The organism is Mycolicibacterium boenickei (assembly GCF_010731295.1).
GTDB lineage: Bacteria > Actinomycetota > Actinomycetes > Mycobacteriales > Mycobacteriaceae > Mycobacterium > Mycobacterium boenickei.
Genome location: NZ_AP022579.1, coordinates 2,540,513 through 2,566,190 on the forward strand (window position 1 = coordinate 2,540,513; position 25,678 = coordinate 2,566,190).

General features: G+C 66.1%; 19 protein-coding genes and 1 pseudogene. 13 read left to right on the forward strand and 7 right to left on the reverse strand.

Going from position 1 to position 25,678, the window contains the following annotated elements:
* Nucleotides 1-21 precede the first annotated feature (21 nt).
* The 4 genes from G6N57_RS12085 to G6N57_RS12100 all read left to right on the forward strand — a co-directional run bounded on the left by G6N57_RS12085 (nucleotide 22) and on the right by G6N57_RS12100 (nucleotide 4,865).
* A complete protein-coding gene (locus tag G6N57_RS12085; RefSeq protein WP_077742726.1) occupies nucleotides 22-1,530 on the forward strand; it encodes a cell division protein PerM in 1,509 nt (502 codons plus the stop codon).
* Nucleotides 1,531-1,539: 9 nt separating this feature from the next.
* Nucleotides 1,540-2,169 (forward strand): phosphoribosylglycinamide formyltransferase, encoded by a 630-nt coding sequence (purN, locus tag G6N57_RS12090; RefSeq protein ID WP_077742727.1) that lies wholly within the window; start codon nucleotides 1,540-1,542, stop codon nucleotides 2,167-2,169.
* A complete protein-coding gene (gene purH / locus G6N57_RS12095) occupies nucleotides 2,166-3,728 on the forward strand; it encodes a bifunctional phosphoribosylaminoimidazolecarboxamide formyltransferase/IMP cyclohydrolase (protein WP_077742728.1) in 1,563 nt (520 codons plus the stop codon). Before purN ends, purH begins: the two co-directional genes overlap by 4 nt.
* A 276-nt stretch (nucleotides 3,729-4,004) precedes the next feature.
* Entirely contained in the window at nucleotides 4,005-4,865 is an 861-nt protein-coding gene (locus G6N57_RS12100) for a hypothetical protein (protein ID WP_077742729.1), read from the forward strand.
* Nucleotides 4,866-5,043: 178 nt separating this feature from the next.
* Here G6N57_RS12100 and G6N57_RS12105 read toward each other — a convergent pair whose 3' ends face one another.
* Both G6N57_RS12105 and G6N57_RS12110 read right to left on the reverse strand, forming a co-directional pair.
* Nucleotides 5,044-6,057 (reverse strand): alpha/beta hydrolase, encoded by a 1,014-nt coding sequence (locus G6N57_RS12105; RefSeq protein WP_077742730.1) that lies wholly within the window; start codon nucleotides 6,055-6,057, stop codon nucleotides 5,044-5,046.
* A 36-nt stretch (nucleotides 6,058-6,093) separates the two neighbouring features.
* Nucleotides 6,094-7,950, reverse strand: coding sequence for an LpqN/LpqT family lipoprotein (locus tag G6N57_RS12110; RefSeq protein WP_077742731.1), 1,857 nt, complete (start codon nucleotides 7,948-7,950; stop codon nucleotides 6,094-6,096).
* Between the two features lie 146 nt (nucleotides 7,951-8,096).
* Here G6N57_RS12110 and G6N57_RS12115 point away from each other — a divergent pair, with 146 nt between their 5' ends.
* The 8 genes and pseudogenes from G6N57_RS12115 (at nucleotide 8,097) to G6N57_RS12150 (ending at nucleotide 19,766) form a co-directional block, all read left to right on the forward strand.
* Nucleotides 8,097-9,512 carry a sigma 54-interacting transcriptional regulator gene (locus G6N57_RS12115; protein WP_407665968.1) on the forward strand — a complete coding sequence of 472 codons (1,416 nt, stop codon included), beginning with the start codon at nucleotides 8,097-8,099 and terminating at the stop codon, nucleotides 9,510-9,512.
* Nucleotides 9,505-11,493: a VWA domain-containing protein gene (locus tag G6N57_RS12120; protein WP_077742732.1), complete on the forward strand. Its 1,989-nt coding sequence runs from the start codon at nucleotides 9,505-9,507 to the stop codon at nucleotides 11,491-11,493. Before G6N57_RS12115 ends, G6N57_RS12120 begins: the two co-directional genes overlap by 8 nt.
* A 131-nt stretch (nucleotides 11,494-11,624) precedes the next feature.
* A pseudogene (locus G6N57_RS12125) lies at nucleotides 11,625-12,506 on the forward strand (hypothetical protein).
* A gap of 64 nt (nucleotides 12,507-12,570) precedes the next feature.
* Complete coding sequence (locus tag G6N57_RS12130) at nucleotides 12,571-13,251, forward strand: hypothetical protein (RefSeq protein ID WP_133118359.1); 681 nt, start codon at nucleotides 12,571-12,573, stop codon at nucleotides 13,249-13,251.
* Nucleotides 13,252-13,323: 72 nt separating this feature from the next.
* Nucleotides 13,324-14,475 carry a PE-PPE domain-containing protein gene (locus tag G6N57_RS12135; RefSeq protein ID WP_077742734.1) on the forward strand — a complete coding sequence of 384 codons (1,152 nt, stop codon included), beginning with the start codon at nucleotides 13,324-13,326 and terminating at the stop codon, nucleotides 14,473-14,475.
* A 615-nt stretch (nucleotides 14,476-15,090) separates the two neighbouring features.
* On the forward strand, nucleotides 15,091-16,578 hold the full coding sequence (locus G6N57_RS12140; protein WP_077742735.1) for a hypothetical protein: 1,488 nt from the start codon (nucleotides 15,091-15,093) through the stop codon (nucleotides 16,576-16,578).
* A gap of 809 nt (nucleotides 16,579-17,387) precedes the next feature.
* Complete coding sequence (locus G6N57_RS12145; protein WP_133118360.1) at nucleotides 17,388-18,968, forward strand: hypothetical protein; 1,581 nt, start codon at nucleotides 17,388-17,390, stop codon at nucleotides 18,966-18,968.
* 264 nt (nucleotides 18,969-19,232) lie between these two features.
* Nucleotides 19,233-19,766 carry a hypothetical protein gene (locus tag G6N57_RS12150; RefSeq protein ID WP_077742737.1) on the forward strand — a complete coding sequence of 178 codons (534 nt, stop codon included), beginning with the start codon at nucleotides 19,233-19,235 and terminating at the stop codon, nucleotides 19,764-19,766.
* Between the two features lie 48 nt (nucleotides 19,767-19,814).
* Here the strand turns inward: G6N57_RS12150 and G6N57_RS12155 are convergent, their stop codons facing one another.
* From G6N57_RS12155 to G6N57_RS12175, 5 genes are all read right to left on the reverse strand, one after another.
* Nucleotides 19,815-20,399 carry a DUF1707 SHOCT-like domain-containing protein gene (locus G6N57_RS12155; RefSeq protein WP_077742738.1) on the reverse strand — a complete coding sequence of 195 codons (585 nt, stop codon included), beginning with the start codon at nucleotides 20,397-20,399 and terminating at the stop codon, nucleotides 19,815-19,817.
* A gap of 97 nt (nucleotides 20,400-20,496) precedes the next feature.
* On the reverse strand, nucleotides 20,497-21,258 hold the full coding sequence (locus G6N57_RS12160) for an SDR family oxidoreductase (protein ID WP_077743221.1): 762 nt from the start codon (nucleotides 21,256-21,258) through the stop codon (nucleotides 20,497-20,499).
* Between the two features lie 40 nt (nucleotides 21,259-21,298).
* Complete coding sequence (locus tag G6N57_RS12165) at nucleotides 21,299-23,329, reverse strand: alpha/beta hydrolase family protein (protein WP_077742739.1); 2,031 nt, start codon at nucleotides 23,327-23,329, stop codon at nucleotides 21,299-21,301.
* Nucleotides 23,330-23,746: 417 nt separating this feature from the next.
* Nucleotides 23,747-24,106, reverse strand: a complete 360-nt coding sequence (locus G6N57_RS12170) for a J domain-containing protein (RefSeq protein ID WP_077742740.1) — start codon at nucleotides 24,104-24,106, stop codon at nucleotides 23,747-23,749.
* A 663-nt stretch (nucleotides 24,107-24,769) separates the two neighbouring features.
* Nucleotides 24,770-25,189, reverse strand: coding sequence for an Hsp20/alpha crystallin family protein (locus tag G6N57_RS12175; RefSeq protein WP_077742741.1), 420 nt, complete (start codon nucleotides 25,187-25,189; stop codon nucleotides 24,770-24,772).
* Between the two features lie 134 nt (nucleotides 25,190-25,323).
* Between G6N57_RS12175 and G6N57_RS12180 the strand changes: the two genes are divergently transcribed.
* Nucleotides 25,324-25,674 carry a MerR family transcriptional regulator gene (locus tag G6N57_RS12180; protein WP_077743222.1) on the forward strand — a complete coding sequence of 117 codons (351 nt, stop codon included), beginning with the start codon at nucleotides 25,324-25,326 and terminating at the stop codon, nucleotides 25,672-25,674.
* Nucleotides 25,675-25,678 lie beyond the last annotated feature (4 nt).

Genomic DNA, 25,678 nt, shown 5'->3' on the forward strand with positions numbered 1-25,678 from the left:
TTGCGAGGAGCAGCCCAGCAAGTGAGTAACCGGCCAGTCGGCACCCGCCAGGCACGTGAGCTGCTCCGGGTCGCATTCGGGCCATCGGTCGTCGCGCTGGTCGTCATCGCCGCGGTTGTGCTGTTGCAGCTGCTGATCGCCAACAGCGACATGACGGGCGCATTCGGTGCGATCGCCAGCATGTGGCTGGGTGTGCACCAGGTGCCGGTGTCGATCGGCGGCCGTGAGCTCGGGGTGATGCCCCTCCTGCCGGTCCTGGCGATGATCTGGGGCACGGCGCGCACGACGGCCGCGGCCACCGCCCCCAATTCCTCCTGGTTCGTCACCCGCTGGGTCGTCGCCTCAGCCCTGGGCGGACCGATTCTGATCGCCGCCATCCTGTTGGCCGTCATCCACGACGCTGCCTCGGTGATCAGCGAACTCCAGACTCCCAGCGCGCTCCGTGCGTTCTGCAGCGTGCTCATCGTGCACGCGATCGGTGCCCTGATCGGCGTCGGCTCGAAGATCGGCCAACGCACGCTCGCCGCTTCGCAGGCGCCGGACTGGCTGCCCGAGGCGTTCCGCGCCGCGATCGCCGGTGTGCTGGCCCTGTTCGGCCTTTCCGGAGCGGTGACGGCGGTGTCCCTGGTGGTGCACTGGGGCACGATGCACGACCTGTTCGCGATCACCGACAGCCTGTTCGGCCAGCTGAGCCTGACGCTGTTGTCGATCCTCTACATCCCGAACGTGATCGTCGGCGCGTCGGCCATCGCGGTCGGATCCAGTGCCCATGTCGGGCTGGCGGCGTTCAGCTCATTCACGGTGTTCGGCGGCGACATCCCCGCGGTGCCGGTGCTGGCCGCGGTGCCCACGCCGCCGCTCGGTCCGATCTGGGTGGCCCTGCTGATCGTGGGCGCGGCCTCGGCGGTCGCACTGGGCCAGCAGTGTGCGCGGCGTCCGCTGCCGATCGGGGCGGCCACCGGCAAGTTGTTGGTGGCGTCGGCGCTGGCGGCGGCGACGATGGCTCTGCTCGGCTACGCCGGTGGTGGGCGGCTGGGCAATTTCGGTGACGTGGGGGTGGACCAGTCGACGTTCGCGCCTGCGGTGTTCCTGTGGTTCGCCGGGATCGGCGGGCTGACCGTGGCGATGTCCGGTGGGCTGACCCGCAAGCCCCGACCTGTGGCCGCGCCCGAACCTGAGCCGGCCGAGCCGGAGCCGGAGCCTCAGTTCGAGGAGGACGACGTCGACGAGGATCAGCCGGTCGATGACGGCGAGGACGTCGAGGCGGAGTCCGAACCCGAGCTCGAACCCGACCAGCCCCTGGTCTCGTGGTCGGCCGAGGAACCGACGGACGAGCCGGAGGTCAGGGAGGCCGACCCCGTCGAGTACGTCGACCCGTACGTCGAGTACGAAGACGTGCAGGAAGCCGTCCATGAGCCCCGCCCGCGGGTCTATGACAACCTCGATGACGATCCCGAGGACCACTTCATCGTCGACGACATGCCCGACGACCCAGTGACCGGCGATCAGCCGCGCCGTACGGGCGACTAGGCTGCTCGCGTGCAGCAACCGTTACATGTGCCTCCGAGCGCACCGGCACGGCTGGTAGTGCTGGCTTCGGGGACAGGGTCGTTGCTCGCCTCGCTACTGGCCGCCGCCGCAGACGACTATCCGGCCCGCGTGGTTGCGGTCGGAACCGACCGCAAATGTGCCGCCGTCGACATCGCGGCAGGCGCCGGGGTGCCGTCCTACACCGTGCGGCTGGGCGACCATGAAGACCGCGATGCCTGGGATGCCGCGCTCACCGCGGCCACCGCAGAACACGAGCCGGACCTGGTGGTCTCGGCCGGGTTCATGAAAATTCTGGGCGGTCAATTCCTTTCCCGTTTCCCCGGCCGGGTCGTCAACACCCATCCGGCGCTGCTGCCCGCCTTCCCCGGCGCGCATGCCGTGCCCGAGGCGTTGGCGTACGGCGTGCGGGTGACGGGCTGCACGGTGCATCTCGTGGACTCCGGCATGGATACCGGGCCGATTCTGGCCCAGCAGGCCGTCGAGGTGCTCGATGATGACACCGAAGAGACTTTGCATGAGCGCATCAAGGTGGTCGAACGTCGACTGCTGGTGGATGTGCTGGCCGCGCTGGCAACCCGCGGCGTGACCTGGACTGGACGAAAGGCGACCATAGGGTGAGCGAGAAGAAACCGATCCGGCGAGCGCTGATCAGTGTCTATGACAAGACCGGCCTGGCCGATCTGGCCCGCGGCCTGCACGAGGCGGGCGTGGCCATCGTCTCCACCGGGTCGACCGCCAAAACCATTGCGGCCGCGGGCGTTCCGGTCACCCCCGTGGAAGACGTGACGGGTTTCCCTGAGGTGCTCGACGGCCGGGTCAAGACGCTGCACCCCCGTGTGCACGCCGGCCTGCTTGCCGATACCCGCAAGCCCGAACACGTTGCGGCCCTGCAGGAGCTCGAGGTCGAGGCCTTCGAGCTCGTGGTGGTGAACCTGTACCCGTTCTCCGAGACCGTCGAGTCCGGGGCATTGGTCGACGAGTGCGTCGAGCAGATTGACATCGGCGGGCCGTCCATGGTTCGTGCGGCCGCCAAGAACCACCCGAGCGTCGCTGTGGTCGTGGATCCGCTGGGCTATGACGGGGTGCTGGCCGCAGTCCGCGCCGGCGGGTTCACCCTCGAAGAGCGGAAGAAGCTGGCGTCGTTGGCATTCCGGCACACCGCCGAGTACGACGTGGCCGTCGCGAGCTGGATGGGGTCGACGCTGGCGCCTGAAGAGCCCGCGCAGCCGCTGCCGGCCTGGTTCGCCGGCACCTGGCAGCGCAGTGCCGTGCTGCGCTACGGCGAGAACCCGCATCAGCAGGCCGCGGTGTACCGCGACGACTCCGCGTGGCCCGGACTGGCCCAGGCCGAGCAGCTGCACGGCAAGGAGATGTCCTACAACAACTACACCGACGCCGACGCGGCGTGGCGGGCGGCGTTCGACCACGAAGAGATCTGTGTGGCGATCATCAAGCACGCCAACCCGTGTGGCATCGCGATCTCGTCCGAGTCGGTCGCCGACGCGCACCGCAAGGCGCACGAGTGCGATCCGCTGAGCGCGTTCGGTGGCGTCATCGCCTCCAACACCGAGGTCAGTGTGGAGATGGCCGAGACCGTCGCCGACATCTTCACCGAGGTCATCATCGCCCCGGCATACGAGGCCGGTGCGGTCGAGATCCTGGCCCGCAAGAAGAACATCCGCATCCTGGTGGCCTCCGAGCCTCTGGTCGGTGGCATCGAGCTGCGCCAGATCAGCGGCGGGGTACTGCTGCAGCAGCGGGACGCGCTCGACGCCGAGGGCGACGATCCGGCGAACTGGACGCTGGCCACCGGTGAGCCTGCCGACCCGCAGACGCTGAGCGATCTCGTGTTCGCCTGGCGGGCCTGCCGCGCGGTGAAGTCCAACGCGATCGTGATCGCCAAGGACGGCGCGACCGTGGGCGTCGGTATGGGACAGGTCAATCGCGTCGACGCGGCCGGACTGGCCGTGCAGCGTGCGGGCGACCGCGTGCCCGGTTCCGTCGGCGCCTCCGATGCGTTCTTCCCGTTCCCCGACGGCTTGGAGACGCTGACCAACGCGGGCGTCAAGGCGATCGTGCACCCGGGTGGATCGGTGCGTGACGCCGAGGTGACGGCCGCGGCCGAGGCTGCCGGCATCACGCTGTACCTCACCGGTGCAAGGCATTTCGCGCACTAGTTTTGCGTGCTGTTTCGGCTCGTTGTGGTGCGCCGTTTTCTACCCCTGGGTTGTGAGTCGCGTGGTTTAGCGACCCCAGGGTAGAAAGCGGCGAATCGCCATCGCTGGTGTCTGCGCCGGTTTCTACCCCACGGCTGTCGATCGCGTGGAGTCACGACCCCACGGTGGAAAACGGCGAAGCAGCGTGATCCACAGCGCGGAGTTCATCCACACCCTGGGCCGAGATCCCTGAGGGCGCCATCAATCCGTCGGACATGCTGCCGATCCTCGGGGGCCATGAGCACCCCTTTCATCGGACCAGAAGCGCTCGCGGCGGGCACCCTTACCCGAAGCCAACTGCGATGGCGATACGCCACGGTGCATCCACGGGTCTACCTGCCGAAGGAAGCCGGCCGAACCCTGAAGGCCAACACCATGGCTGCATGGCTGTGGACGGGTCGTCGCGGGATCATCGCCGGCCGGGCAGCCGCAGCACTGCACGGCGCGCAATGGGTGGACGACGATGCCCCGGTGGAACTGATCACCGAACACGGGCGTCGTCAGCCCGGCGTCATCGTGCGCGAGGAACGCATCAAGCCCGACGAGATCTGCCAGATCGGCGATTTCAGCGTCACCACACCGTTGCGCACGGCGCTTGATCTCGCGCGATTCCTTCCCCGTGACGAGGCGGTCGCCCACCTCGACGCGCTGGCGATCGCAACTGGCGTCGAGGCCGGCCCGGTGCTCGAGCTGGCCGCCCGGTATCGCGGCCTTCGCGGAATACGAAGCGCCCGAACAGCACTCGATCTAATGGATCCGGGTGGTCAATCTCCGAGGGAGACCTGGCTGCGGCTGCTCCTCATCGACGCGGGCTATCGGCGTCCGCGTACCCAGATTCGGGTGAGCGACGGTTTCAACGAGGCATTCATCGACATGGGCTACGACGACGTCCAAGTGGGCTTGGATTACGAAGGTAAGCACCACGCCACGGACCGCCTGCGGGTGGTGCATGACATCGGCCGTAATGAACTCATCGAACGCGAGGGCTGGATAGACATCCGCGTCGTGGTCGAACACAGCAGGGCGTTCATCTTGCACCGAGTCCGAGAGGCATTCGCCCGCCGTGGTGCTTCGCCGATTTCTACCTGTGGGTCGTGATTCCACGCTATCGGCGGCCCTGCGGTAGAAAGCGGCGCATGCCCGCACGGCAGCCGCTCACGGTTTTCTACGTAGGGGTCGCTGAACCACGCTGTCGGCAGCCCTGGGGTAGAAAACGGCGCGCAAGGCAAGGCAAGGCAAGGCGCGCAAGCGAAAGCCGCGCCCGCCAAGCCAACCCCTACGCGCTCGCCTCGTCCTCGACCTCGGTGGTCGCGTACGCGATGAACGACGTGATCTCCTCGACCGCGTGGCGCGCATCGGGGTTGATGTCGAAGCTCAGCTGGAACATGTGCATTGCCCTGTCCCACACCTGAACCCACGCCGGTACACCGGCGGCCTGAAGCTTGTCGGCCAGGGCGAAGGTGTCGTTGAGCAGCATCTCGTGCGTGCCGACCTGGAGCAGGAACGGCCCGAGCCCGTGCAGGTCCGCCTCGGGCGGCATCACCGGTGTGGGCCGGGTGCCGTTGACCGTGGCGAACACGTCGTAGATGAACTTCACCGTCATGAACGGGAACAGCACGTCTTTGTGCTCTTGCAGCGCACGGTATTTCAGATCCATGTCGGACGAGGTCAACGGTGAGAGCAGTACCTGCGCGGCGGGGACCGGCAGTCCGGCGTCGCGCGCGGCGATGGCGGTGTCGGCGGCCATCAGCCCGCCGGCCGAATCGCCGGCCAGCACAATCCGATTGGGCTCGAACCCGAGCGACAACGCCAGGCGGTAGCCGTCGAGCCCGTCGGCGACGGCATCGTCGATGTCGGCCTGCGGGGCCAGGCGGTAGCCGACGTTGAGCACGCGCGCCCCGGTGCTGGCCGACAGCTTCGACACGAAACGGCGGTGCGAGTTCAGGCCGAGGGTCACCAGCGCCGAGCCGTGCAGGTAGACGATCACCAGATCGGAGTCGCGGGCCTCGGGGGCGACGACCCATTCGGCCGGACAGTTGGGCAGCGCCACGGGGGTCACCTCGGTGCCCGGCAGCGGCTTGATGGCCCGCAGCGGCCGGTCGATGACGTCCAGATGCGCGCGCTGCAGCAGGGCGGGGGCGACGCGGTTGATGCCCAGTCCGATCAGGGTCAGCAGACCCAGCAATGGGCGGACGAAGATCGCGGTGGTCCAGCCGAGTGCCCTGGACTGCAAAGATGCGGGGCCGAAGTGCACGGTGGCCGGCCGGCTACGCCAATCGAGCGAATTCACGATACTCAGGGTACCGGGTACCTGAACGCGGCCGACTCAGGGCAGGGCGATAGTGGCCTGGGCCTCGATCGCCTTGTTGATGTCGGTCAACGCTTGCTTGTCGCGTTCGGTGGCGTCGGCGTTGATCTGCAGCACGTAGACGTTGCCCGGCGCCTGGATCACGATGGTGGTCTGGGTGATCGCGCGACGCTGGTTGCCCTTGGCGTAGGTGCCGGCCAGGTGGACCGTGGGGAACCCGCTGATCTCTCCGCGGCTGACGTCGCCGGAGGGCTTGTAGTCGGCCAGGTTCTGCAGCTCGTTGGGCGCGTATTCGAGCAGCTTGTTGGGGTCGACGTCACCGGCCAGCTTGGAGATCAGCGAGACCACCGAGGGCGGCTCGGTCGGGTTCACCGGGTCGTTGACGATCGCCGAGTAGGCCCAGGCCGGGGTGCGGGGGCCGGCGTCGATCCATCCGGGCGGCGTCGGCATGGTGAACACCGGTGCGCCCGGATCGCCACGGTGGACCGGGGTTTCGACGATGCCGCTCTGCTTGATGTAGTCGGCGATGGTGAACGCGTGCCCCGCCGGTTTGGGGGCGGTCGTCGTTTCTGCGTCGGACGTATCCGTGGCGACGGCGGAGGTGGTCTCGCCCCCGCCGCCGCCGTTGTCGCCGCCGGAGGTCACCGCCATCGTGATGCCGCCGATCAGCAGAACGGCCGCGCCGATCACCCCGGCGGCCATCAGCAGGTTGCGCCGGTTGCTCGACTTCTTCGGGATCGGGTTGTGCGGCAGCGGGGGCGGCCCGAAGTTGGTCGGTGGCGGTCCGCCCGGCCCGCCCGGTCCGCCGAGGCCTTGCATCCCGACGGGTGTGCCTGCCGCAACAGGTTTGCGGGAGGAGGTTTCGTTGCCCGCCCACGACGAGGTGAACACCGGTGGCTCCGACGGGGACGCGGGCCTGAGGTTCGACGGCGACGGCGGTGCGGCCGGCGGGTTCGCCGGCTTCGGGATGATCAGCGGGGTGGTCGGTGGTGCCGGCTCGTGAGCGGGCGCCGGGGTGCGCACCTCGGGCGTGGTGCCGGTGGCCGCCTCGGCGAGCGCGACGGCGAAGTCGTGGCAGGTGTCGTACCGGTCCTTGGGATCCTTCGACAGCGCCTTGGCCATCACTGAATCGAACACGGCCAGTTCGGGTTTCGTGTCGGCAAGCTTGGGCGGCGGGGAGTTCAGGTGGTGGCTGATCACCACGGCCGGGTTGCTGTGCGCGAACGGCGGGGTACCGGTGAACAGCCGGTAGGCGGTGGCGGCCAGCGAGTACTGGTCGGCCCGGCCGTCGAGAGGCTGGCCCATCAACTGCTCGGGCGCGGTGTAGGACATCGAACCCACGGTGATGTTGGTCGAGGTGAGCCCGTTGACCTCGTCGGCGCGACGCGCGATGCCGAAGTCGGTCAGCATGATGCGGCGCTTGGCGCCTTGTTTGCTGGTGAGCAGGATGTTGGCCGGTTTGACGTCCCGGTGCAGCAGCTTGCGCTGATGCGCGTAGTCCAACGCGTCGCCGACGGCGGTGACGACCTCGATGACGTCCTCGGCGGGCATGCCCTTGGGGTACTGGTCGTGCAGCAGCTTGGCGGCGTCGTGCCCGTCGACGTAGTCCATCGAGATCCACAGCCGGCCCTCGAACTCGCCTCGGTCGTGCACGCCGACGATGTGCGGGTGCCACAGGGTGGCTGCCATGTCGGCCTCGCGGATGAACCGCTGCCGGAATTCGTTGTCCGAGCTCACGCTGATGGGCAGCACTTTGAGAGCGTCCTCGCGGGGTAACCGCGGGTGGGACGCCAGATAGACCTCGCCCATGCCACCAGTGCCCACCAACTTCACGATGGTGAACCCTGCGAATTCCTGACCGCTAGCCAACGGCATGGAGCGCAGACTACCGGTCGACGCGCTCGGACAACGACTATGTCGGGCTGTGTGGTCACACGCGGCGGGTCGCGGCCGCGAGCGGCCCCGAGGACTCGAGTCTGACGGGTGGCGATGTGTGCTCGCGTATTCAGTCGTAGCGTGGAGTGGTGAGCCAACCCAAAAACGATGGTCGCCGGCCAGCCGGCTCCGGCGATCTGCCCCGTACCGTCGGTGAGCTACGTGCCTCCGGCCATCGTGAGCGGGGCGTCAAAGCTGAGATTCGGGAGAACCTGCTGGCCGCGCTCGCGGATCGTCGCGATGTGTGGCCGGGCATCCTGGGCTTCGACGACACAGTGATCCCGCAGCTTGAGCGGGCCTTGATCGCCGGGCACGACGTGGTGCTGCTGGGTGAGCGCGGTCAGGGCAAGACGCGGCTGCTGCGTGCGCTGACCGGGCTGCTCGACGAGTGGACGCCCGTGATCGCCGGGTCTGAGTTGGGCGAGCACCCGTACAGCCCGATCACCCCGGAGTCGATTCGCCGGGCCGCCGATTCCGGCGACGATCTGCCGATCGAATGGCGGCACCGCAGCGAGCGGTACACCGAGAAGCTGGCCACCCCGGACACCAGCGTGGCCGACCTCGTCGGCGACATCGACCCGATCAAGGTGGCCGAGGGCCGCAGCCTCGGGGACCCGGAAACGATCGCCTACGGGCTGATCCCGCGGGCGCACCGCGGCATCGTGGCGGTCAACGAGCTGCCCGACCTGGCCGAGCGGATTCAGGTGTCGATGCTCAACGTGATGGAGGAGCGCGACATTCAGGTCCGCGGGTACACGTTGCGGCTGCCGCTGGATGTGCTCGTCGTGGCCAGTGCCAACCCGGAGGACTACACGAACCGCGGACGCATCATCACCCCGCTCAAGGACCGGTTCGGGGCCGAGATCCGGACGCATTACCCGCTGGAGATCGACGACGAGATCGGGGTGATCCGCCAGGAGGCCCAGTTGGCCGCCGAGGTCCCCGATTATCTGCTCGGCGTGCTGGCCCGGTTCGCCCGCAATCTGCGGGAATCCAGCTCGATCGACCAGCGTTCCGGTGTATCGGCCCGGTTCGCGATCGCCGCGGCCGAGACGGTGGCAGCCTCGGCGCGGCACCGCTCGGCGATCCTCGGCGAGGACGATCCGGTGGCCCGCGTGGTCGACCTGGCCACGGTGATCGATGTGCTGCGAGGCAAATTGGAGTTCGAGACGGGTGAGGAGGGGCGCGAGCAGGCGGTGCTGGAGCACCTGCTGCGACGCGCCACCGCCGACACCGCGCAGCGGCTGCTGGGCGGTATCGACGTCGCGCCGCTGGTGGCCGCCGTCGAGGAGGGCTCACCGGTGACCACCGGTGAGCGCGTGTCGGCCAAGGACGTCCTGGCCGCGCTGCCCGATCTGGCTGTCGTCGACACACTCGCCTCGCGGTTGGGTGCGGTGTCGATCGGTGAGCGCGCCGCAGCGATCGAATTGGCCTTGGAGGCCCTGTATCTGGCCAAGCGCGTGGACAAGGTGACGGGGGAGGGCGAGACGGTCTATGGCTGATCCCGGTCGGGGGCACGGGCACACCTCGCGGTATTCGCGATACACCGGTGGTCCCGACCCGCTGGCACCTCCGATCGATCTGCGCGACGCACTCGAGCAGATCGGTCAGAGCGTGATGGAGGGCAGCTCGCCGCGCCGCGCGCTCTCCGAGCTGATGCGTCGCGGCACCGAGGGGATGCGCGGCACCGACCGGCTGGCCGCCGAGGCCAACCGCAAGCGTCGGGATTTGTTGCAGCGGCACAACCTTGACGGCACGTTGCAGGAGATCAAGAAGCTGCTCGACGAGGCCGTGCTGGCCGAGCGCAAGGAGCTGGCCCGCGCGCTCGACGACGACGCCCGGTTCGGCGAACTGCAGATGGAGGCGCTCTCGCCATCCCCGGCCAAGGCGGTTCAGGAACTGGCCGACTACGACTGGCGCAGCCCCGAGGCGCGACAGAAGTACGAGCAGATCAAGGATCTGCTGGGCCGGGAGATGCTCGATCAGCGTTTCGCAGGCATGAAGGAGGCGTTGGAGAACGCCACCGACGAGGATCGGCAGCGGGTCAACGACATGCTCGACGACCTCAACGAACTGCTGGACAAGCACGCCCGCGGGGAGGACACCCCGCAGGACTTCCAAGACTTCATGGACAAGCACGGAGAGTTCTTCCCGGAGGGCCCGCAGAACATCGACGAGCTGCTGGACTCGTTGGCCAAGCGGGCCGCCGCCGCGCAGCGGTTCCGCAACAGCCTGTCGGCCGAGCAGCGAGCCGAGCTGGATTCCTTGGCGCAGCAGGCATTCGGGTCGCCGTCGCTGATGAACGCGCTGGACCGGCTCGATGCGCACCTGCAGGCGGCCCGGCCGGGCGAGGATTGGAGCGGCTCGGAGCGCTTCTCCGGCGGCGATCCGCTGGGCATGGGGGAGGGCGCCCAGGCGCTGTCCGACATCGCCGAGCTGGAGCAGCTGGCGGACGCGTTGTCGCAGAGCTATTCCGGGGCGTCGATGGACGACGTGGACCTGGAGGCGCTGGCCCGGCAACTCGGTGATGAGGCCGCGATCGATGCCCGCACGTTGTCCGAGCTCGAAAAGGCCCTGGTGAACCAGGGTTTCATCGACCGTGGCTCGGACGGGCAATGGCGGCTGTCGCCCAAGGCGATGCGTCAGCTCGGTCAGACCGCGCTGCGTGATGTGGCGCAACAGCTTTCGGGCCGGCACGGGGAACGTGACACCCGCCGGGCCGGCGCGGCCGGGGAGCTGACCGGGGCCACCCGGCCCTGGCAGTTCGGCGACACCGAGCCGTGGAACGTGACCCGCACGGTGACCAACGCGGTCCTGCGGCAGGCGGGCACCGGGATCGCCGAGCGGCCGATCCGGTTCGCGGTCGAGGACGTGGAGATCTCCGAGACCGAAACCCGCACCCAGGCTTGTGTGGCACTGCTGGTGGACACCAGCTTCTCGATGGTGATGGAGAACCGCTGGCTGCCGATGAAGCGCACCGCGTTGGCGCTCAACCATCTGGTGAGTACGCGGTTCCGTTCAGACGAGTTGCAGATCATCGCCTTTGGCCGGTATGCCCGCACCGTGACCGCAGCCGAGCTGACCGGTCTGGAGGGGGTGTACGAGCAGGGCACCAACCTGCACCACGCACTGGCCCTGGCGACGCGGCATCTTCGTCGTCATCCCAATGCCCAGCCGGTCGTGCTGGTGGTGACCGACGGTGAGCCGACCGCGCACCTCGAGGACTTCGGAGACGGCAACGGCTCTGAGGTCTTCTTCGACTACCCACCACATCCACGCACCATCGGTCACACCGTGCGTGGGTTCGACGAGGTGGCCCGGCTCGGCGCGCAGGTGACGATCTTCCGGCTGGGCTCTGATCCGGGTCTGGCCCGGTTCATCGATCAGGTGGCCCGTCGGGTGCAGGGCCGCGTGGTGGTGCCTGACCTGGATGGCCTGGGTGCCGCCGTGGTCGGCGACTACCTGCGCTCGCGTCGCCGCTAGTTCGTTTTTGCTCGAATGCGACGGGCCGCGCCGAAACCCGCGAAATGGTCGTTTCGCCGGGCACAGATCGACCATTTCGTCGATCTCGATGAAGTTGGAGCCGAACCGGTGCCGCGTGCGTCCAAGAAAGTGTGCGAATTCCGTTCGTCGGCAGTGCTGCCGTCGCCGCCGGCCACCTGACCAGATCTCAGCTGAGGCATCGCTATCGGCCGATCTATCACGGCGTCTACGTCCCGTTGCGTCACGCGGTGTCCCTTCGTGACCGGATCCTCGGCGCGACCCTCGCTTCGCCAGGCGCCGTCGTCGCCGGCATTGCTGCCTCGGCGCTTCACGGGGCGAAATGGGTGGACAACGATTCCCCGGTCGAACTCATCGGGACCGCTAGACGTCAGCGCGGATTGATCGTCCGCGCCGAAACCCTGCATGAGGACGAGGTCACCAACGTGGCGGGTATCCCGGTCACCACCGTGGAGCGCACGGCATTCGACCTCGCCCGTCACCTCTCACGCGGCAAAGCGGTCGAGCGGCTCGATGCGCTCATGAATGCCCACCCTTTCTCTGCCGAAGGCGTCATGCTCATCGCCAAACACCACCCCGGTGTACGCGGGCTACGACGGCTGCGCGTGGCGCTCCCGCTCGTCGATGGCGGTGCCGAGTCGCTGCCAGAAACCCGACTGCGGCTGCTTTTCATCGACGCCGGGCTGCCGCGTCCCACCACACAATTCACGATCTATGACCACGACGGCTCATATGTCCGCCGCATCGACATGTGTTGAGAGGATTTCAAGGTCGGCGCCGAGTATGACGGCGAACAGCACCTGACGAGCCGGCGACAGTATGTCCTCGATGTGCGCGTCAATCGGGTGTTGCAGCGGCTGGGCTGGCACGTCATTCACGTCGTCAAGGAGGACTGCGCCACGGCGATCGTGACGGAAGCCCGCACGGCGTTGCTCTCCAGGGGTTGGCAACCCAGTCCGCGAAACCGACGAAATGGTCGTATGGTCGGGCCGTGAACGACCGTTTCGCAGGTCTCGCCGGATATTCGTGCTGAGCGGGCTCGCGTAGTCTCTGTCAGCGATGGGGGACATGAAGTGGGTCGCGAGTTCGGTCGTACTGGCGGCCGGGCTGATACTCAGCGGGTGCTCGACGACGGTCGACGGCACCGCGAAGGCCGGGTTCGAACCGTCCTCACATTCGTCGGGTTCGGCTGACCCGAACGCGCCCGGATCGGGATACAAGGCTCAGACATGTGAGCAGCTGCATTCGGATCGGTGGATCGAGCTGCCCGGGACCGCTTCCGGCGAGCCCAGGGTGCGTATCGCGCAGCCGCCTGGCTGGGAACCTGTGCCCGAGTTGGCAAAGGATGCAGTCAAATTGGTCCTTCGCAACGTGTCGCTCAGTGACGGTGTGACCAATCCGGCCCTGTCGGTGGCCACCGGGGACGCGACCGACGGCGACCGGTCGCCCAAGGATCTGCTGAACGACAGCATCCAGGGTTTCCAAGCCGGCGGCGGCCAGAACGTCACCCAGGTTCCGGCCGAGATCTGCGGGTTCCCGGCGGTGATGGCCAACTACACCGTGCCGCCGAGCGAGGGCGGCAAGACGATCTACGTGACCGGGGTGTCGGTGATGGTGCCGCTCGGGTCGAAAGTGTGGAACGTGGTGGCGCTCGCGCAGAGCACCGCACCCAACAACAAGACCTATATGGCCGACGCCCAGGTGATGCTGGCCGGCATGCGCATCGCCATGCCCCGCTGACCGCATTTGCTGACGCTGCCGTTTGCCGTCGGGTAGCTTCTGCTCATTCCTACTGGGCTGAGAGGCGGCGGCATGACACGACGCTGGGGTGGACGCGCTGTGCCGGCATCGTTTCTGGGTGGGATGGCGCTGGTGACGGTGACCGCACTCGGGGCGATCCAGCCGATGACCGCGGTGCAACTGTCGTCCCTCATCATCGGCGCGAGCTCGACGAACCCCGGCGGCGACGGCGTCGCCGATTTCTACGGCGGGCTGTACCGGCAGGGGCAGGACGAGCCCGTCGTCGCGAACTTCTTCACCGGTCCGTTCGGGATCTACCAGGCGATCCAGGAGCACAGCGATGACGACAACAATGTGGTGTTGTCCTCGGGCTGGGGCGCGGCGAATGCGAGCTTGCTGCTGACCTACGGCAAGCTGACCCACGATCCGGTGGTCAGCCAGCCCACGCTGTATGTCCTCGACAACAACGTGGCCAGCCCCAACGGCGGATTCGGAACGAGGCTGCCGTTCTTCGCCCTGCTCGGGGTCAATCCGATCCCGACACCTACGGACCCGGGTGTGCCGGTGGTCAACGTGGTCTACGAGTACGACATCAACTCCAACGTCCCGGCCTACCTGTGGAACGCGCCCGCGATGGCCAACTCGTTGATGGCGTACCTAGACCGTCGGCTCAACCAGGACAGCCTCGATTTCCCGATCGACGCCCAGGGCAATGTGCGTGATTGCGATGCCACGTGCCACGCGACCTTGGATTCGGGTGGCACCGTGGTGCGGCAGACGGCTGACGGGACCGTGCGGATCAGCAAGGTCGAAGACACCACCTACGTCGGCTACGAGTCCGAGAACCTGCCGCTGGTCTCACCGCTGCGGGCGTTGGGGGAGCCGGGCAACCTGCTGGCCGACGCGGCCACCCCCGCGTTGCGGGCCGTGGTCGATTACGGCTACCCCGACAACGACCCGTTGGCCAACCCGCAGAAGTACACCCCGGCCCGGCTGATCCCGACGCGCACGGAGACCGAGCGCTTTGTCCATGACTTCACCGCCGGGGTCGAGGAGGGCGCGAACATCTTGCGCGACGGCGGATCTGCGACCCGGCCGAAGTCCGAGCCGGACGAGGCTTCGGTCGCGGCGACGCGTCCCCTGCTGCGCAAGAGCGCGGACTTTCCCCGAAGGCCCTGGGGCGCGATCGCGCCTCGGTTTCGAGTAGGCCGAGCGGCCCCGTGATCGACGGCGTGCGAGCGTGGGCCAAGAAGTGGCGTGGTGCGGCCGCGGCGACACCGCGGCAGGAACCGTCGGACGACGACGGTGTTTCTACGCCCGGCTGACGAAATGCCGGCCCGGAACAATGCCGTAACCCGCGCGCAATTGCGGCGAAGCGCAGCGTCTTCGTTTGCATTCGAATAAGCGGATGCGACGAGCATCCGCCGCCCAGGCTTCGGCCATACAACTGTTGCGTAATGCAACATTTATGGAAACTTTCCCGGGGGTTTTGAGTTTCGATTCATTGCATTGGCAATCAGATGGGGTCGAGCCATTGTGCAGATAATCCGCACGTCGGTGACGTGACGGCGAACCTGGTCGGACCAATATGGTCTGACCTGCGGTGGGGCAGGGCCGTCCTCGGCGTGTGGTGTCCAGTGTTTGTGTCGCTACATTCGGTTTCCCTCGGTCGAGCCTCTCGGACTCACCCGCAGGATTAGCTGAGAAATATTGACGCTTATCGGTTGCAGGAGAACTGACTGCCCAATAGCATTCTCAGGAGTTTCTAAGTCGCCGCTGGTATTGGTGCGGATTCTCGGAAACGGCCGTTTTTCGTCCTCTAGATAAGGGGCTCATTGCATGGCTGTACGTCCGCTCGTCACCACTGGTGTCGCACTTGTCAGTGCTGGCGCGATCGTCGCCGGCTCTCCGGCGCTATTCGTCCCGCACAGTGCGGTCACCGTTGCCTCCCCGACCGCGGCAGCGGTCGAGGCGCACAAGACGTTGACCCAACAGCAGATCCACCTGCTCGCACTGTCGGTGCAGGGTGCCTGGCAGTCGTTCACCCAGGGTTATGGCGGTCTCTGGTTCCCGGGCGAAAGCCCCAAACCGGCCGCAGCCATAGACACGGGCGGGTTCCTCTTCGATGCGAACGGCACCCCGCTGTACAACGCGGATGGCACCCGCGCCACGACAGCCGATCTCGAACCCGGTGCCCAGTACTACACCCAGGACGGAAAACCCGTCTACGAGCTCGACGAGAACGGCGAGATCGTCACACAGCCCGACCCCGGCAACTGCACTGCGGACGGCGCGGTCTGCCAGGACGGATTCACCGGGCTGGCCTACTACCTCAGCGACAACATCCTGCCGCTGGGCGATATCGACAACATCTTCTTCGAGGGCGGCTTCACCGAACTCGCGCATCAAGTCGTCCGTACCGTCGCTGTTGCCATCGATGCGGTTGACCCGACTGGCCGACTGGACCTGACCAAGCGCGTCGATGACTTCTTCGAAGGCGGCGCAACGCAACTCGTCGGCAACCTGCTGCTCGACAACCTGCCGCAGGATGGTTACGCCTACGGACTGACCAACTCGTTCTTCTTCGGTTACGGCGTCAATACCGGTATCACTGCCGCGATCACCTACGTGGTGGATGCCATCGCGCAGGGCACGCCGACACCCGATCCGAACTTCCTCAATCCGCTCGACGGCAACCCGGTGCAGACATTCGACTCGAGCTCCGAGGACACCGTGCTGCTGGCCAAGACCACCACCGAGACGGAAACCGCGCCCACTTCTACCGGACTGCCGAACTTCGGCAAGCTGCTCAGCTTACCGACGCCCACGCTCGACACTGAGTCCCCGTGGAAGAAGCTGGCGGAGAAACTGGATGCTCCCGCAGAGTCCACGCTCGTCAAGGACGTTGAGGGAACAGAGAACCCGGTCGAGGGTGGCACCGGAATCTCCCCGCTCGACATCAAGCTTCCGCCGGCGCCGGAAGCTCCGAAGTTCGAGCCCCCCGAGGCTCCTGAGTTCAAGCTGCCCGAGTTCAAGGCGCCGGAACTGAAGCTGCCTGAGTTCAAGGCGCCGGAGGTGAAGACCCCCGAGGTGAAGCCCGACATCACTCCGAAGATCACCGTCAAGGACAAAGAGCCTGCCGCGGAGGACGAGGTGAACACGGGTGCCGATACCAAGACGGGAAATAAGGTCGCGCCGCCCATCCTTTTTGAGAACGGCAAGCCGAAGGGTGACTACAACGGCAAGAAGTTCCTCAACAAGCTGAAGGAAGCGGCGGAAAAGGCCACCGGATCCGGCACGGACTCGGGAGAAGGCGGCGACAAGTAGCAAACCGATCTCGCGCCATGGCCCCTGCCGCGCCGGCAGGGGCCATGGCGTTTTTGGGTGCCGAATTAGGCCTGGGGTCGGCGATTGCCGCTGAGGGCAGTCTCAGGTTTTTCTCAGGATTCGAGCACGCTCAGATGTTCGCTGCGAGCCTGTGACCAGCAGTTATTGACCGGTGCGTAAAGGGTGGCGCCTGGCCTCTCGAGGCCCTGGCCGTTCCCCCGAGAGCCATTTTTGAATCAATGGCGGCCGGCAGCGCATTCGCGACGCGGGCCTAGCCGACTTTCGTGGGGCAATTGGTGGGCGGCCGGTTCGGGTCCGCAATGGCTTCGGCCGGTCCGCGAGGGCGGCGCCCGGGACGGGGCCGAGTGGCCGGGTCCCGGCGTAGGCACTGTAGGGACATCATGCGCGCTGACCTAGGAAAATGGGCAGGCGCTCCACGAGTCTTGGTCCGAGCCGACTCGGCCCACGTGCGAGTGTGCCGGATCGGCTCGGTGGGGCGTTGTGCGACGGATTACGCAGGCGTTAACCCGCGTCTTTGTGTCCAGTTGGGTGGACGGCAACGGTATTCGTAATTAGCTGGTCTTGCGCACGGCGGGAATGCTTCGTTCTGCATCGAAAAATCCGTCGGAGTCGCTCCACGAAAAGGGCGCCGACCGGGGTGTGTCAGAGGCTCGTGTCCAGCCCAGATGGAGGTTGCGGGAGGGGGTGACGGGAATTACCCTTCTCAAGGACTTTTAAGGTTCTATGCAGGTACCTGCGCGGATTCTCAGGAATCCAGCTCACGCTCGAGATAAAGGGGCCCCACCCACATGGCAGTCCGTCCGCTCGTCACCACTGGCGTCGCCCTTCTCAGCGCTGGCGCGCTTGTTGCCGGGACACCTGCGTTGTTCGTTCCCCGCGACGAGATCACGGTGGCCGCTTCGACCGCGGAAGCTCCCGCGCAGCGGACCATGACGGCGGAACAGATCCGGTTGGTAGCGCTTTCGCTGGAAGGGGCCTTGGGTTCCTTCCTCGATGGCTACGGCGGCTACTACTACCAGGGCTATGTTCCGCTGCCGTCCCCCGGCTACGTTCTCGTGGACGGCAAGCTGGTGGATCCGCCGGAGGGCACTCCCGCAGGCACGGCTCTCCTCGGTCCAGATGGAAAGCCCCTGTACAAAGACGTGAACGGGACGCTTGTCGCTGCCACCGTCGGCGACATGGGCGACGACGTCCAGTTCTACGACGCGGCCGGTAAGAAGGTCAACGAGAACTTCTACGACCCCGGCAACTGCTCCGCCACCGGCGCGGTGTGCCATGACGGTTTCACCGGCCTGGCCTATTACCTGAGCGACAACATCCTGCCCCTGGACGTCGTCGACAACATCTTCTTCGAGGGTGGCATCACCGACTTCGCGTACCTGGGTTCGGTGGCCGCCGCTGCCGCAGTCGATGCGTTCGACCCGACGCAGAAGCTGCAGCTGTCGAAGCGCGTCGACGAATTCTTCTCCGGTGGTGCCAGTTTGGTGGCCTACAGCATCATCAACGACAACCTGCCCGACGATGCGGTGGGCGAGTGGGTGAAGGGGCTGAACTACAGCTTCTTCGATGGAGGCGTCACGGCCGTCGTCAACTACGTCGTCGAAACCGTGAAGGCGCTGACGGCCCCGCCCGAAGAGGAAGAGGGAGAGGACACCGCCGGCGTCAGTCTCCTGTCGGCAGTGGAAAAAGCCGGCGCCGAGACGGAAACCGAATCCAGCGTTACCTCAACGACTCTGCCGAACGTCGGCAAGCTCTTGAGCCTGCCGACGCCGAAGCTCGACATCGAGTCGCCGATCAAGAAGCTGGCGGAACAGCTTGAGGCGCCCGCTGAGTCGAAGGTCGTCAAGACCGTCGACGTCACGGATGAGGAAGGCGCGGCCGAGGAGACCGCCGAGGAGGGCACCACCGTCCCCGTCACGCCGGCCGTCGAGGTCACCAAGCCCGAGGCGCCGAAGTTCGAGCTGCCCAAGCTGCCGAAGCTCGACCTCGACCTGACCCCGAAGGTCGAGACCGCCAAAGAGGTCAAGGAAGTCAAAGAGCCTGCGGCCGAGGAGAAGTCGAACGAGGCCACAACGGATGACTCTGCCACCACCACCAGCGGTGCTGGTGCGACGACCTCCAAGAAGTTCGAGCCCAAGTCGCGTGTCACTGAGCGGAAGCAGTCGGCCGGCGAGAAGTTCGTCGAGAAGGCCGCGAAGAACCTCGAGAAGGCCTTCAAGCCCACCACCAAGGCCGGCGCGAGCAAGCAAGAGGCCACCAAGAGTGGCACCGCCAAGAGTGACACCGACAGCGCCTCGGCAGCCAAGGCCGGCAACGCCCATTCCGACACCAATGACAACAAGGGCACCAAGGACAACAAGGACAAGTAGCGCCTGATCTGACGCAACGGCCCCCTCCAAACCGGAGGGGGCCGTTGCGTTTTCACATACGTGGCGAGTCCCTGTGTACGAGCTGTGAATTCTCATGATCGGGTGCCGAACAGCAAATGAACAACATCGCCACTACCTATCGCGGGCGTCTGCGGTGCCTTAGGTTCGCTGGCGGGCCAGCGGCAATGTCTGCCGGGTAGGCCCAATTTAGCTGCGGCGCAACGCCAATCACGAGAGGTTACAGGCATGGCAAAACATCGGAAGATGTCTGAGCGTTCGGTGCGGGCGCGGACATTGGTTGGGGGCGTCATCGCGGGCGGCGCGTTGGCGGTGGCCTTGCCGACGGGGTTGGCGTCCGCTGACTCCAGCGCGTCGGGCGACGCTGTGGGCCGGCCGGCCTTCGACAACCCCGCACCGGGAGTGCGGGCCGCCCAGGCCGTCGGCGACAAGGTGTTCAACCAGACGCCCGGCGTCAACAAGACACTCGACGACAGCCCGTTGGGCGAGGTCTACCACACCAACTTCGGCACGGCGAACTACGCGGACCCCAGCAAGGGCACCAACGGGGTGGTCCAGGGCGAGCTGAACGTCAACGCCGGCAAGTACTACTACAACCAGACGCAGAAGTACTCGAAGCAGTACCTGGGCAACAAGATCCTCCCGGACGAGAAGGACCTGCCGGGCGCCGTGCCCGCTGCCATCGCCGGGGACGGACCCACCGCCAAGGTGTCGAGCGCCAAGCCGTCCAACACGAACAAGTCGCTGACTTGTGTAGCCGCCGCGAGCTGCAACCACTGATCGTTCGGCATGAGAACGGGCGGGCCTTCGGGCCCGCCCGTTTTTCGTTCACTCGTCGATCTGGTTACGGCGCTTCTTGCGTTTGACGCTGACGCTGCCCCACAACGAGAAGCCGCGGATGTGGACACGCGGTGCGCCGTCGGTGCCGTCGCCGTTGACGCTCTGATCGAAGTTCCCCATCACTCCGACGCCATGTAGATCCACGTTCACTTCGGGCGGCACCAGGATGGTCTGCCCGCCGAAGATCGAATAGGTACGGACGTCGACATCGGGTGCGGTGAAGTCGGCATAGCGAAGATCGACCACTCCGCCGCCGAAGAGTGCGAACGTCGTCAGCTTCTTCGGCACGTTCCACCGACCACGGCGCTCGAACCCGCTCATGATCGCCAACAGCAGCGTCGAGGGGGCCGGGCGACAATGGCCGGCCGAACAGTTGACCGCACCGGGAAGGTCGCGACTCAGCCGCGCCAGATCGTCATAGGTCTGAGCCGCGTAGGCCTTTGCTAGCCGGTCCTCATACTCGGTCATCGGCAGCCGGCCCGCGGCGGCAGCATCAGTGAGCAGCTGCGCCACCTGAATGCGGTCGGTGTCGGCAGCCCGCATCGACCTGCCCTGCGGCGCTGAAGTGCTCATCGCTGTCGAGCCTACGACGATCGCTGGCACATGCAAGACCGATGGCCAAACTGTGTCGCCACGGTTGCGACAGTGAACCCCGCCCGACGCGGATGTCCTATCCGTGGGCGTCCAGATAGTCCTGGAACGACGCGCCGTCGACCGCGTTTTCCGGGGTCAGATTGGCTCCCGACCTGTAACCGGCGACGATGCGCCCGGGGATGGTGAATCTGGCCACCCGACGCACGCTGTTGTGTGCTGAGAGATACATCTGTCCCAGTTCTGGGTGAGTGTGGACGCTGGGCCCACCGATGTCGGGTACCCGTCCGGACGGCTCTGAATCGATCAAATTGACCAGTCGTGTCGCCACGTCGCGGGTGTCGATGGGCTGGAATCGGACGTCGCGCAGGGTCCACAAAACGGGTGAGAATCGCTGCACCGAGAACGTCTTTTCGATTAGCTCGTGGAACTGGGTGGCGCGCAGAATCGTGTAGCCGACGCCAGAGGTTTCGAGTGTCTGCTCGACCCGCAACTTCGTCTTGTAATAGGGAAGCGGGATGTCGTCGATGCCGACGATCGAGATATAGATGAGGTGCCCGACGCCCTTGCGTCGCGCAGCCTCGATCAGGTTCCGGGCCGCCTTGATGTCCTTGCTTCCGGTGGCTTGGGTGGCGCAGTGGATGACGACGTCGACGCCGTCGAGTGCGCCATTCAAACTGTCTGGGTCGAGCAAGTCGGCCTGGTGCCAATGCACGCCGGTGTATCCGACCCTGTCCCGACGACTCAATGCGCGGACCTGGTGACCGGCGGCTGTCGCCTCAGGCACCACGTGGTGGCCGAGAGTGCCGGTCGCCCCGGTGACGAGCACTGTGCGTGGCATATCGGCCACGCTACCGACGCGTCGCCGGGGCTGTCAGCGATTACGCCGCCGACTTCTCCTTCTTGTCGGCCTTGTCAGCCTTGGCCTTCTTGGTCGTGGGCTTCTTCGTCTTCTCCGTGTCCTTCTTGCCGCTGGTGGCGTCTTTCACGTCTTGGGCGGCATTGTCGACGGCGTTCTTGACTTCCTTCGCGGTGTCATCGACCGCACCGCGCACCTTGGCGACGGTCTCCTTGACCGACTTCTTGATGGGATCGCTCGCGTCAGCGGCATGGCGGGCCTTGGCCCGGGCCTTCGCCGTGGTCTGCAGCGAGTCCTTGTCCACACCAAGGCCTTTGAGGACGTCCTTGACGGGCGTGTCCTTCGCGTCGGCGTCGTTGGATTCGGTGTCTTCGGAATCGGCGGCGGGGGCATCGAGGCTGAGGGTCTTCAGCACGCTGTCGCTGGTCGGGCCAGAGGTGATGGCCTGCTTCGCGGACTGCTTGTTGGCCGTCGAGCCGTTGACCTTCAGCATTCCGTCGATGGCCGCTTCCATCTGAGCGTTGATGTCATCGAGAGCGTGCGTGACGGGAGCCAGCCCCTTCTCGACCGCATCGAAGACGGGGTCGGCGCCCTTCTGCACGGCCTCCAGGGCGTCGCTCATCGCCTTGGCGGCCGCCACCGTCAAAGCGTTCTGCACGATCGGCTTGAAGTCCGCGCCCGGCAGCGTCGGAGTCCAGGCTTCCGGGTTCAGGGCATTGGCCTGAATGCCGTCGATCAGTGCGTCGAAAACGATTTCGCCGGCGGCCAGCTGTTGCGTCGAGGTGAGCGGAGAGTGCCACAGATAGGCCTGCTCGCCAGCTTCGTTGAACGTACGCTCCAGGTCGTTGGGGTTGACGTCCTGGTACCCCATGTTCACCAACTTGCGCAGCGCAGGCTCGATGCTGTCGGTCAACGGAGTCGGGATGTCAACGCCCGGAAGCAGGTTGAGCAGATGCGGGGCAACCCGGAACGGCTCGAGCAACGGGAGATTGCCCGAGTCGTACGTTATGTAGGTGGCCTTGCCGGGGAATGCAAGCAGCTTGATGCCAAGACTGTCGAGTAGCTTGCCCAGGCCCGGAATCAACGAGGTGCCCTGGCCCCCGGTCGGGTCGACCATCACCTTGACACCGTCAGCGATGCCGGAGATCAGCTTCGGCAGAACATGATCGCCGATGTTGTTGTCCTCGTCGGGCAACAGGTACGTCAGGAACACGCCCGCCGCGGCCGAGTTGGCCCAGGCCAGCGGGTTCAGCGTGGTGGGCGCGTCCGACAGCGGGTTGTACGCCCAGGTGATGTCGAGGATCGAGGTATTGAGGACCTTGGTCTTGTCGGGGTTGGTATAGCTGCCAGCGTCCGGCGTGGTGAGGTTCAGCCCGAACAAGTTGGTGAAAGGTGTTGCCAATGCGAACAATCCGCCGCCAGGGCGGCTGACATTGTTGACGAAGATCAGCCACTGGCCGGTGACCCCGATCTTCCAGTCGTCGCTGTCGGATGTGACCGCATTGATCATGTCGCGGTAGGCCAGCGATGTGGTGAGCCCGCCCAGGCTCTCGGACAGAATGATGTCGCGGCGCTGATTCAGTATGGGCGCGTTGCCGACGAGCCAGTCGACAATCTTGTCCATGACGGACCCGTCGCGAATGCCGAGCAACTGAGCCAGGGCGTCGGTGGTGTAGGTCAGCCCATTGACACCGTCGTACACGTCGTTGGGCATCGGACCCTTGACGCCGGCCTCGATCGGCGTCACGGCGTCGATGAAGTTCAGCAGCCCGACGACCGTTTCGGCCAATGCGGTGTTGCCGGTCAGCCCGCCGGCGGCCTTGATCACGTTTTCAGGCGTGATTCCGAGGGCTTGCGCGGTCCAGAAGATCGGGCCCACGCCGTAGATCCCGACGATATCGGGGACCTGGCCGACGCCGGCAGTCAGCTCGACATCCGCTTGCACACTGCGGTTGTGGGCCGCGAGTGCCTCCGGCGCGGATGACGCGACGCCTGCGGTCAACGCCGCCGCAGTAGCAATGACCGCTGCCGTGGTGGCAGCGGTCTTAGCCATGGACAGACGGGGAGGAGTGGGCTGTGACGTCAATGTCGCCGCCTTCGGAGTGTGATGTGGCCTACAAATATTTGCATAATGTAACAACAGTTATTTCCCCGAGGGCAAATTTGCCGAGATGGCGATCTTGGGTGTAGTCGGCCCAGCCTCCTGCTGCGGACTCCGTCGCCGACCGAGGGGCATGTTCTATGCAGCAGGGTGATTCGCCGTGGTCGTACGTGGGGTTCGACGGCTGTGCGATCCGTCGTCAGTTGGCCGGTCTCGTTGCGGTCGTCGCACCTTTCTGGCGAACTCTGGTTACTGCCCTGAGTTCGGGCGCGTCAATCACGATTCTGGTTGTGAACCGGCGCTGTACGAGGAGAGCGCGGGGGACGCTCTCGCCCTTTGTTGATCTACGTATGTGGCCACGCTTTGGTGTTAGCGGTGACGGCGCACGGGGCCGACCTGCAAGGGCGGCACGGCTGGGCTGGCGTCAGCGGTCGGGCGGTGGGTGACGGGGATCGAGACGTGGCCTGCGGTCGGATTGTCGGCGGGGATGGATCGTGACGGTGTGCCGTTGGCGCGGTCGTATTCGGCGCGGCGGGAGGGGTTGCGCAATTGCCCGTAGGCGGCCAGGAGCTGCTGGAGGTATTGGTCGGCGGCGTGTGTGGACGGTGCGTGACGGGTGTCGGGGTGGTGGGCACGTAGCCGGGTGCGGTAGGCGTGGGTGATCTCGTCTTGGGTGGCCGCTGGTGACACGCCCAACACCTGGTAAGGGTCAAGCTGGGTGCGCACCATCGCTGCGACCTCTCGGCGTTGGGGCGGTGGCTCCCGGGCTTTCGTGTGAAGCCGGGAGCCACCGCGGTGGATGGATTCTTCGGCCACCCGTGGGCGAGGGTGGTTGGTGTGGGGCCACGACGCCGTGTGTACGCGCCCCGTTCGGTGCGCCACTACCGGTGGCGGTGCGTGCGTGGACCGACATCCGGCGTCGGTGTCGGTCGCGGTGACGCCACTATCTGACAGGTGTGGCCGACACCGGCGTCGGTGGCCTCGATGATCTATCGAATGAAGGTCACCTCCCTTGCCTGGCAACGTGTTCCAGTACGAGGTGGTGCGGAGGTGAACGCTGGGTAGCCGACACCGGTGCGGGCAGCCATCGCCGCCGCAGCCGCCGCCGCAGTGCTGGTATCGGTGGGCGTGGGCGCCGGCATCGAGCGCTCCGCGTGCCGAGCTGGCCAGGGCGGGGCCGGGGCGCAGACCCCTCGGCGAGCAGGTCGGCGAGTTCACGCTCCCATAGGGCCTCATCCTGTCGAAGGCGTATCCACTCGGCCTCCACGATCGCCGCCGCCTCATCGAGCAGGCTGCGGTCCCAACGGATATCGGGTTGGATATCGGGCGCCATGTCACTCACCCCCTTTCCCGGATGCGGCGTCCCGGGCCCCGCGGGTGCGGTGGGCCTCGTCAGGCGTTGATAGCGGTCTTGTCGGTCTCGCTCGTGATCTCGATGCGGCGCGGTTTGGCTTTCTCGGCCACCGGGATGGTCAACCGCAACACCCCACCGGCGTAGTTGGCCTCGATCGCGTCGGTGTCCAGCGTCTCGCCCAGGAACAGCTGCCGGCTGAACACTCCGCGCGCACGCTCGGCCGAGACGAGTTCCCGGTCGGGATCCAGTTCGGGACGCTGGGCGTGCACGGTGAGCACATTGCGCTCCACATCGAGGTTGAGCGAATTCACGTCCACCCCAGGCAGATCGAACTCGACGATGAACCTGTCGCCCTCGCGCCAGGCGTCCATCGGCATCACCGCCGGACGGGCCGTGGTGCCCAGTACCTGCTGGGCCAGTCGATCGAAGTCACGGAACGGATCGGTACGCATCAACATGATCTCTGCCTCCTAACCCACTCTGCTGGTCACAGAATATCTGTGTCAGATGACATAAGTTTCTTATAGCACTGCTTTTCGACTCGTGCAAGGATGAATGTGCATCAAATCGGGGAGAAGGGAAACGTTTGGACGTGCAGAGCGATGCGGTGACGCGATCGGCGCGTGGGGTATACGGCATTTCTGTGGCCGCTGAGCTGAGCGGAATCGACCCGCAGACCCTGCGCCTGTACGAGCGGCGCGGACTGCTCACCCCGGCACGTACGGAAGGCGGCACCCGCCGCTACAGCGACGACGACCTCGACCGGCTGCAGCGGATAGCCGAATTGGTCGCCGACGGTGTCAACATCGCGGGCATCGCCCAGATTCTGCCGCTGCAGGACCGCAACGCCGAGCTGGCGTCGACCAACGGCGAGCTCGCTTCGGAGAATGCGCGACTGCGATCGCAGAAGCCGCGCAGCGCACACCGCCGCGAGCGTCGATGACGCT